General features: G+C 38.2%; 9 protein-coding genes. All 9 read left to right on the top strand.

What is annotated here, in order from left to right; genetic code table 11:
- A partial coding sequence (locus tag QZ548_RS05210) for a DUF5693 family protein (protein WP_295868881.1) occupies positions 1–1,692 on the top strand: 1,692 nt, incomplete at its 5' end.
- Positions 1,685–2,785: a polysaccharide pyruvyl transferase CsaB gene (csaB, locus tag QZ548_RS05205; protein ID WP_295868878.1), complete on the top strand. Its 1,101-nt coding sequence runs from the start codon at positions 1,685–1,687 to the stop codon at positions 2,783–2,785. The genes QZ548_RS05210 and csaB, both read left to right, overlap by 8 nt.
- Before the next feature lie 33 nt (positions 2,786–2,818).
- The gene (locus tag QZ548_RS05200; protein ID WP_119206736.1) at positions 2,819–3,655 is read left to right on the top strand and encodes a transketolase; all 837 of its coding nucleotides are present in this window, start codon (positions 2,819–2,821) and stop codon (positions 3,653–3,655) included.
- Complete coding sequence (locus QZ548_RS05195) at positions 3,655–4,587, top strand: transketolase family protein (protein WP_005386832.1); 933 nt, start codon at positions 3,655–3,657, stop codon at positions 4,585–4,587. Before QZ548_RS05200 ends, QZ548_RS05195 begins: the two co-directional genes overlap by 1 nt.
- A 14-nt stretch (positions 4,588–4,601) precedes the next feature.
- Complete coding sequence (ftsE, locus tag QZ548_RS05190) at positions 4,602–5,288, top strand: cell division ATP-binding protein FtsE (protein WP_119206734.1); 687 nt, start codon at positions 4,602–4,604, stop codon at positions 5,286–5,288.
- Positions 5,278–6,165, top strand: a complete 888-nt coding sequence (gene ftsX / locus QZ548_RS05185; protein WP_005386828.1) for a permease-like cell division protein FtsX — start codon at positions 5,278–5,280, stop codon at positions 6,163–6,165. The genes ftsE and ftsX overlap by 11 nt, the downstream gene beginning before the upstream one ends.
- A 5-nt stretch (positions 6,166–6,170) precedes the next feature.
- Positions 6,171–7,370 carry a murein hydrolase activator EnvC gene (locus tag QZ548_RS05180; RefSeq protein ID WP_060924727.1) on the top strand — a complete coding sequence of 400 codons (1,200 nt, stop codon included), beginning with the start codon at positions 6,171–6,173 and terminating at the stop codon, positions 7,368–7,370.
- Between the two features lies 1 nt (position 7,371).
- Positions 7,372–8,511: a S41 family peptidase gene (locus QZ548_RS05175; protein ID WP_295868874.1), complete on the top strand. Its 1,140-nt coding sequence runs from the start codon at positions 7,372–7,374 to the stop codon at positions 8,509–8,511.
- Positions 8,512–8,528: 17 nt separating this feature from the next.
- Positions 8,529–9,425, top strand: an 897-nt coding sequence (obgE, locus tag QZ548_RS05170) for a GTPase ObgE (RefSeq protein ID WP_295868871.1), incomplete at its 3' end; no start/stop codon positions are given.

The following is a 9,425-nucleotide window of genomic DNA, read 5'->3' as shown; positions in this document are numbered from 1 at the left end:
TATGTAGCATTAATTTCAGGTAAAGAAGGCTATTATAAAGAAATTCGCGAAGACTTGTATCATCGTATTGGTAAAGATAAAGTTAAAGAGCTTAATACTAGTATTGGTCCGGTCCTTGAATTATATGGTGCTACCGCTGATAGCTATCTAAAAATGAATCTTGGTATTTCCAAGCTACAAGCTCAAGAAGTTGCTAATCGTGGATTTAATGTTATAGTTCGTCCTACAAACTACAGAAATGTAACATCAGATGACCTCCAATATGTGTTTAAGCGTCTTGAAGGAATTCCACATGTAACAGGCATGATCTTTGCTGGTAAAGAGGCCCTAGGAGCTCCTGATTTAACGGATGAAACATTAGAACTATTACATAAGAATCATATTCCTCTAGTTGGTATTGAAGCCGTTAACCAACTTCAATATGAGCCACAACAAGGTTTCTTGGAAATGGCTGCTAAAGATAATTATAGTGTGGGCCGTGTATATACAATTGCTAAGGATGAATTAAAGAAAATCACTCCAGAAGAAGCAGCTCAACGATTCTATATTAGTGATATTGAACGTAATATTCGTTTTAACTTATTCCCTATGTATGAAACAGGTGTAAACAATGAAACAGTATTACAAACAACTATTAACTATATTGGGATGACCACTGAAAAATTATCTACTAAAGGTTATGAATTCGGTCCTGCTGATATTTATCCTCCTTATACGCCAAATCCTTTATTAGTAGTCATCACAATGATTGGTGCTATTGCGCTATTCGTTTATGTTGCTCAAATGTTAGTTCCAATGCGTAAACATACACAATTGGTAGCATTCTTTGGCATTTCCCTTGTATCTGTAGTATTATTCATCATTACAAGTGGTACATTGATTACTCAAATCTGGGCTTTATCTAGTGCTATTATGGCTCCTGTAGGTGCCATGATTCGCTTGATGGAGGAATGGCGTCGTTATGATGGAGCTCGTCCATTAGGTGCTATTAAATCTACCGTATTAGCAGTGCTTTATCTCGTAATTGCTGCATTATTTGCGGCTATTGGCGGTATGTATATTGCATCTTTATTAGGAAATACGAAATTCTTTATGGAATTTGCTATCTTTAGAGGTGTTAAGTTAACATTTGTACTTCCAATTGTATTGGTGATCATCGCGTACTTACAACGTTTCCCTTTGTGGAAAGGTCGTATGATTAACTCTAAAGAAGAAGCAAAGAAATTTGTAGTTGAATTCTTAACAATGGATGTTAAATTTTACGTATTCTTTGTAATGGCTGCTCTTGGTGGCGTGGCATGGGTATTTGTTGGCCGCAGTGGTCATACAGCAGGTGTTCCTGTACCAGGATTTGAACTTATGCTTCGTCGTTTCCTTGAAAATACATTGTATGCAAGACCTAGAGAAAAAGAGTTCATTATTGGTCACCCAGCATTAATGTTGGCTACGTTTGCATTCTTACGTAAATGGCCTACAGTAATCCATTTCTTATTAACTATTGCAGGTGTTATCGGCATAGCTTCAATGGTTGAAACATTCTGTCATATTAGAACTCCTGTATTCATGTCTATTATGCGTGGATATGATGGTTTATTAATTGGTGCTCTCTTAGGTTTGCTTCTTATCATTGCTGTACGTTTCATGATGTATGTAACACAATGGTTCCAAGCGCGGGAGGTTGACCATGAGTAATATTGTTATCTCTGGTTATTATGGTTTTGGTAATGCTGGCGATGAAGCAATGCTTTGTGCCATTATCGATGCCATTCGCAAAGAGGAAGCAGATGCGCATATTACGGTTATTTCTGGTAATCCTACAGAGACAAGCAAAAAACATAACATTCATGCAGTGGGGACATTTTCCGCATTTGGTATTTTAAAGGCAATTGCCAATTCTGATTTAGTGATCAGTGGTGGAGGCAGTCTTTTACAAGATGCTACAAGTATTCGTAATACATATTACTATTTAAGTATTATGGCTTTAGCTAAAATGATGGGAAAAAAGGTAATGCTTTACTCTCAAGGTATTGGGCCTTTAAATCGTCCCTCTACACGAAGAGCTGTTAGCTTTATATTGCGATTTGTGGATACCATTACAGTTCGTGATTCTATTTCAAAATCTGAATTAGAGTCCTTAGGAATTGAAGATGTAGAGGTTACAGCTGATGCTGTTTTGGCTATGCAACCGGCAGATTTGTCTATCGGTAAACGTATTTTAGATGGCTATACATCTAAACTACTTAAATCTATAGAGAATCCAAAACGAATTGGTGTTGCTGTTCGTAGTTGGAAAGATGATACAGAATATCGTGAATCATTAGCCAATGTGTTGAGCCGATTACAAGAGCAAGATGAGGTAGAAATTATTTTTATTCCTATGTCTCATCCAGAGGATACAAAAGAAGCTAAAATTATCGCTAGTTATATGCCAAAGGGGGCTATTGTTCTTGAAGGCCCATTCTCTACAGAGGAACAAGTATCCTTATCGGGGAATGTGGATCTAATGATTGGTATACGTCTTCATGCTCTAGTATTTAGCTCTTTAATGGGGAAACCTGTTATTGGTATTTCCTACGATCCTAAAATTACAAGCTTCTTACATATGATCGGTCAGGAACCAATAGGAACAATGACACATCTTAGAGAAGAGGCGCTATATCAGCGATGTCATAAGCTCTTAAATTCCAGAGAAGAGTATCAATCCTCTTATGATTGTATTGAAGCATTGCGTTTAAACTCTCAACGCAATGCAGAAATCGCTATTTCATTACTTAAAGATTATTAATATATTGGATCCAATCCAGAAAGTGAGGTCTCTATGGCTACATTAACACAAGATGTTAAACAACTAGTTCAAGAGAAGGCAAAAGCTATTCGCGTTAGTATTGTTCAGTCTGTAACGGCAGCAAAATCCGGTCACCCAGGTGGTTCTTTATCTATCGCTGATGTGATGGCCTTGTTGTACTATGTAGAAATGAATGTAGATCCAGCAAATCCAAAAGCTCCAAATAGAGATCGTTTTGTCCTTTCTAAAGGTCATGCAGCTCCTGCTTTATATGCTACATTGGCTGAAAAAGGTTATTTCCCTAAAGAAGAACTTTTGAATTTACGTAAAATTGACCATATGTTACAAGGCCATCCTGATATGAAACATACTCCTGGCGTAGATATGTCTACAGGTTCCTTAGGCCAAGGCATTTCTGCCGCATGTGGTATGGCATTGGCAGGCAAAATTGACAATGCTGATTATCGCGTTTACTCCATTTTAGGTGATGGCGAGCTTGAAGAAGGTCAAGTATGGGAAGCAGCAATGTTTGCCGGTCATTATAAACTCAATAATTTGACTGCTTTTGTTGATTTTAATGGCCTTCAAATCGATGGTGATATTACTAAAGTACTTTCTCCATTGCCAATTCCTGAGAAATTTAAAGCTTTCAATTGGAATGTTATTGAAGTCAATGGTCATGATCTTGATGAACTTCATAATGCTATTGAATCTGCTAAAGCTTTCACAGAAGGTCCAACTTGTATCGTAATGCATACTGTAAAAGGTAAAGGCGTAGCTGAAATGGAAGGCCAAGCAGGTTGGCATGGTAAAGCGCCTAGTGCAGAGCAAGGTGAAACCTTTGTTAATGAAATTATGGGGGTACAATAATGGGTAAAGCAACACGTGAAGCATATGGTAATGCGTTAGCTCGCATTGGTAAAGAAAATACAAATATTATCGTATTAGATGCAGATTTATCTAAATCTACTAAAACTGATACATTTAAAAATGTCTGCCCTGATCGATTCTTTAATGTAGGTATTGCAGAACAAAACTTGATTTCTGTTGGTGCCGGACTTGCAGCAGCAGGCAAAATTCCATTTGTTTCTTCCTTTGCTATGTTTGCAACAGGTCGTGCATTTGAACAAATTCGGAATGCTGTATGTTATCCAAAATTGAATGTAAAAGTATGTGCTACTCATGCTGGTATTACTGTAGGTGAAGATGGTGCTACACATCAAAGCTTGGAAGATATTTCTTGTATGCGTACTTTACCTAATATGACTGTAGTAGTACCTGCAGATGAACGTGAAACAGAAGCAGTAGTTGAATGGGCTGCATCTTATGAAGGTCCTGTATATGTTCGTTTAGGCCGTGCTGGAGTAGATGATGTTACAGCTGAAGGTTATACATTCGTACCTGGTAAATCTACTACATTAGTAGATGGTTCTGATGTAACAATTATCGCTTGTGGTGCTTTGGTTGGACCTGCAGTAGAAGCAGCTAAAACTTTAGCTGAATCTAATGTGTCTGCTCGCGTTATCAATATGGCATCTATTAAGCCTATCGATGCAGAAGCAATTGTAAAAGCAGCTACTGAAACAGGTGCTATTGTAACAGCAGAAGAACATAATATCATTGGTGGTCTTGGTTCTGCTGTGTCTGAAGTTGTTGTGGCTAATAAGCCTGTTCCTATGGAATTCGTTGGTGTCCAAGATACATTTGGGGAGAGTGGTACGCCAAAAGAATTGATGGCTAAATATGGTTTGACAGCAAAAGACATTGTAGAAGCAGTAAAACGTGTAATCACTCGTAAATAATCAAAGGGGATCCCATGATTGAATTTAAGAATGTTAGTAAAGTCTATGATAATGGTTCTGTTGCATTAGACGATGTGTGTTTAACTATAAATGAGGGCGAATTTGTCCTCATTTGTGGTCACAGCGGTGCAGGGAAATCAACTCTATTTAAATTGTTAACTCATGAAGTAGTACCTGATTCTGGTACTGTCATTGTTGATGATTTTGATGTTACGCGTATGAAGCGTAGTAAAATTCCAAAATTACGTAGAAAACTTGGTGTTGTATTCCAAGATTTCCGTTTATTACCAAACAAAACGGTATCAGAAAATATTGCCTTTGCGCTTGAAGTAATTGAAGAAAAACCAAAGGTAATTAAGGAAAAGGTAAGTCATGTACTAGAACTTGTTGGCTTAAGTGATAAAGCAAATGATTTACCAGAGGATCTGTCTGGTGGTGAACAACAACGTGTTGCTATTGCTCGCGCTATTGTAAATCGTCCATCTGTACTTATTGCTGATGAACCGACTGGTAACTTAGATCCTGATACAAGTAAAGGTATTGTAGATTTGTTTAAGCATATCAATAATTTTGGCACAACTGTTATTATGGTTACCCATAATATGGATCTTGTTTCGTATTTAAATAAACGTGTTATTCGTCTAAAAGATGGTCGCGTTCAAAGTGATAATATGAGAGGTGCAGAAATTAATGAAGCCTAGAACATTGAAATACTTTTTTAAAGAAGCCCTCAAATCTATGAAGCGTAACGGTCTTATGACGTTAGCATCTATTTCTACAGTGGCTTTATCTTTATTTATGCTTGGTGTATTCCTTTGCGGTGTTATCAATTTGAATAACATGGCATCTAGTTTAGAAAACCAAGTTCAATTGAGCATCTATTTAAAAGATGGTTTAACAACTGACCAAATTATGGCGGTAGGTAAGCAAATTAAAGCTATACCAAATCTTAAGCATTTAGAGTTTGTTAATAAAGAACAAGCGATGAAAGAATTCAAAGCACGGCTCGGTGATCAACAGCAATTGGTAAATGCATTAGGCGATGTAAATCCATTGCCAAATTCTTATGTATTAACCTTTGACAATCCTAGTGATGTTAAGGCTACAGCTAAACTAGCCACTACATTCCAAGGTGTTGAAAGTACACATTATGGTCAAGATATTGTAGAAGAACTTTTCCGCATTACCCAAGTAATCAGAATTGGTGGTATTGTATTAATCGCATTTTTAGCAGCCGCTACATTATTCATCATTTCTAATACAATTCGTTTGACTGTATTCGCCCGCCGTAAAGAAATTGCCATCATGAAATATGTTGGTGCAACCAATGGTTTTATTCGTTGGCCATTCTTGATCGAAGGTATGTTATTGGGCTTAGTAGGGGCTGTAATTGCTGTACTTTGTGTAGGTGAGTTTTACCATTTCATTACCATGGAAGTTTCTGAGTCCTTAGCATTCTTCCCATTAGTACCAATGTTCCCATTCTTCTATGATGTGGCTATCTATATTCTAGGTGGCGGTATTATAGTCGGTGCTATTGGTAGTACGATTTCTTTAAAACAATACATGAAGGTGTAATGTTTATGAAATACAACACAATCAAATCTCGCCTTGTAGCAACAATTTTAACAGGTATAGTGGTACTGGGAACACCACTATATATCGTTGCCGAAGATGAGGATTTAACGAATCAATTAGATTCAATTCAACAACAAGTTAATCAACAAAACTCTATCAAAGCTGATGCAGAAACTGTCATTGTAAGTGTATCTGAACAGTTGCGACAAATTGAAGAGCAATTGCGTCAGGCCCAACAACAGTTAGAATCTATTCAACAGCAACGTGTAGCCGTTGAAAATGATATTACTGTTAATGAAAAGTTACTCGCAGAAGCACAAAAACGCTTAGAAGGTCGAGAATCCGTATTTTATAAGCGTGTACGAGATATTTATATTAATGGACGTCTAAGCTATTTAGATGTTGTCATTGGATCTAAAGACTTTAGCGATTTTGCAAATCGATTAGAGATCTTAAAACGCATCATTGATTCTGACATCAAGTTAATCGATGAAATTAAAAAAGAACGTGCTGAAATTGCGGCACGTAAACAAGCTCTTGAACAATCACGAGCTAAGTTAGTAGAGCTTGAAAAAGCTGCTGTAGCAAAACAAGCTGAAATTGAACAAAAGAAAAAAGAACGTGAAGTAGTTCTTCAGAAGGCACAAAATGACCGTGCTACGGCGATGCAAGCAGTGGAAGAACTTAATGCTTCTTCCGCTCAAATTACAGCATTATTGAAAGCTCGCCAAGCTGAACGTGCGGCAGCTCGTGCAGCTGCAGAAGCAGCAGCGGCAGCTGCGGCTCAACAGTCTGCACCAAGCTACTCTTGGGTACAAGGGTCTGGTCAACTTGGTTGGCCTGTAAGTGGTGAAATTACTTCACCATATGGCTATCGTACACATCCAATTTGGGGTACAACTATCTACCATTCCGGTATTGATATTGGTGTTGATGAAGGTACACCAGTTCATGCTGCTGATGGAGGTACTGTTGTTTGGTCTGGTTGGATGGGTGGCTATGGTTACGCTGTAGTTATCGACCATGGTAATGGTATGTCCACCCTTTATGGCCATAATTCTGAGCTTGCTGTCTCTGAAGGACAAGATGTATCTAAAGGTCAAGTTATTGCCTATGCTGGTAGCACTGGTAATAGTACTGGGCCACACGTACATTTTGAAGTTCGTATAAGTGGGGATCCTGTTGATCCTATGGGATATTTATAATATGAAATTTGATACACGTACGGTGTTATGGAGTCTATTGAAATATATAGGCTCCGGCATCGTTATTATGTGGCTTACGTTTTGGTACTTATCTGGTTCATTCTGGGGATTACCAAGACTATTTGTAGCCTACTATGCTGCGAGTCAAGTCTTTATGACACCGATGTCTAAAGCGACCCTTTATGATGGTATGCTTAAAGGCTTAATTGGCTCTTTGGGAGAGCCCCATAGTATTTATTTAGATGCTGACGAATTTAAGTCCATGAAAATGCAAACATCTGGCACTTATGCAGGTGTAGGCATGGTTCTTGGTCATGATGATAAAGGTTTATATGCAGTTAGTATTATGGAAGATCAACCAGCTTTCAAAGCGGGCATAAAACCTGGTGATCATATTATTGCTATTGATGGTCAATCCACAAGCGATATTACTGTAGAAGATGCATCCTCTCGAATTCGCGGCGAGGCTGGTACCGTTGTTGCCCTTGATATAGAGCGTAATGGTGAAAAATTGCACTTTGATATTACCCGTGAATCCATTGTGTTACCTACTGTTAAAAGCAAAATGCTCACAAGTACAGTAGGGTATATTCGTATTAGTCAATTTGCTGAAAATACGGCTGATGATTTTGAAACACAATTTAAAGAATTGCAATCTCAAGGTATGAAGGAACTAATTTTAGACCTTCGAGATAATCCTGGTGGGTTATTATCTACTACAGAAAAGATTTCTAACTATATTATGCCTCCAGGAACATTAGTAACCGTACAAAATAGAGCTGGGAAAAAAGAGGTTTATAAGTCTAATGGTCCAGACGTAGCTATGCCATTAGTCGTTCTTGTTAACAAAGGGTCTGCTAGTGCATCTGAAATTATAGCTGGTGCTATTCAAGACCGTAAACTAGGTACTATTTTAGGTACTAATACATATGGTAAGGGTACAGTTCAAACAATTTACCCTAGCCTTGATAATGAAGGTGTTAAGGTAACTATTGCTAAATACCATACACCAAATGACCGTGTTATTGACGGCATTGGTATTAAACCTGATGTAGAACTGGATTTACCAAAAGGTGTAAATCCATCTAGTACATTAGATGATATTCAAATTAAAAAAGCATTAGAGTTATTACAGCAATAATGCATAGGAGTTAAAGTATGTTTATAGATAGAGCGCGTGTCTTTGTTAAGGCCGGTGACGGTGGGGACGGCATGTCTAGCTTCCGCCGTGAGAAATACGTGCCAAATGGCGGCCCTAGTGGCGGCGATGGTGGTAAAGGGGCAGACGTTATATTTAAAGCGGACAAGAATATTAATACTCTTGTGGACTTTAGATATAAACGTCAGTTTAAGGCACCTGCTGGTGGTAATGGTGAAAGCTCTAACAAGCATGGTCGCGGTTCTGAGCCACTTATTATCCCGGTTCCGTTGGGCACTGTAATTAAAGAAGAAGAAACAGGTAAAATTTTCTGTGACCTCGTTAACGACGGTGATACTTTTGTTATTGCTAAAGGTGGTCGTGGTGGCCGTGGTAATGCACGCTTCCAAACAAGTGCTAACCGTGCACCTACATTCGCAGAAAAGGGTGAACCTGGTGAAGAGTTCTGGTTGCAACTAGAGCTTAAAGTATTGGCAGATGTTGGTTTATTAGGCTATCCATCTGTTGGTAAGTCTAGTATTTTACGTAAGGTCTCTAAAGCTCAACCAGAGGTAGCTGCTTACCACTTTACTACATTGACACCTGTACTTGGGGTAGTAACAATCTCTGGAGATCGCAGTTTTGTATTAGCCGATATTCCAGGCCTTATTGAAGGGGCTAGCGAAGGTGTTGGCCTAGGGCATAACTTCTTGCGCCACGTAGAACGGACTAATATTTTAATTCACGTCCTTGATGTATCTGGTATGGAGGGGCGCGATCCAAAGGTTGATTTTGATGCTATTAATGAAGAACTTCGTAAATATTCTGAAAAATTAGCCAATAAAAAACAAATTGTTGCACTCAATAAGATTGATATGGTCTTTGATGATACAACAATTCCTGATACAAAAAATTAT

It is taken from the genome of uncultured Veillonella sp., assembly GCF_915069625.1.
In the GTDB taxonomy this organism is placed as follows: domain Bacteria; phylum Bacillota; class Negativicutes; order Veillonellales; family Veillonellaceae; genus Veillonella.
Note: the sequence above shows the minus strand (reverse complement) of the source record. Positions and strands in the feature narration are given on the sequence as shown.

Coding starts and splice junctions, on each gene's coding strand:
- QZ548_RS05195 (WP_005386832.1), top strand. CDS start 3,655: ATGGGTAAAGCAACACGTGAAGCATATGGTAATGCGTTAGCTCGCATT.
- QZ548_RS05175 (WP_295868874.1), top strand. CDS start 7,372: ATGAAATTTGATACACGTACGGTGTTATGGAGTCTATTGAAATATATA.
- QZ548_RS05180 (WP_060924727.1), top strand. CDS start 6,171: ATGAAATACAACACAATCAAATCTCGCCTTGTAGCAACAATTTTAACA.
- csaB (WP_295868878.1), top strand. CDS start 1,685: ATGAGTAATATTGTTATCTCTGGTTATTATGGTTTTGGTAATGCTGGC.
- ftsX (WP_005386828.1), top strand. CDS start 5,278: ATGAAGCCTAGAACATTGAAATACTTTTTTAAAGAAGCCCTCAAATCT.
- QZ548_RS05200 (WP_119206736.1), top strand. CDS start 2,819: ATGGCTACATTAACACAAGATGTTAAACAACTAGTTCAAGAGAAGGCA.
- ftsE (WP_119206734.1), top strand. CDS start 4,602: ATGATTGAATTTAAGAATGTTAGTAAAGTCTATGATAATGGTTCTGTT.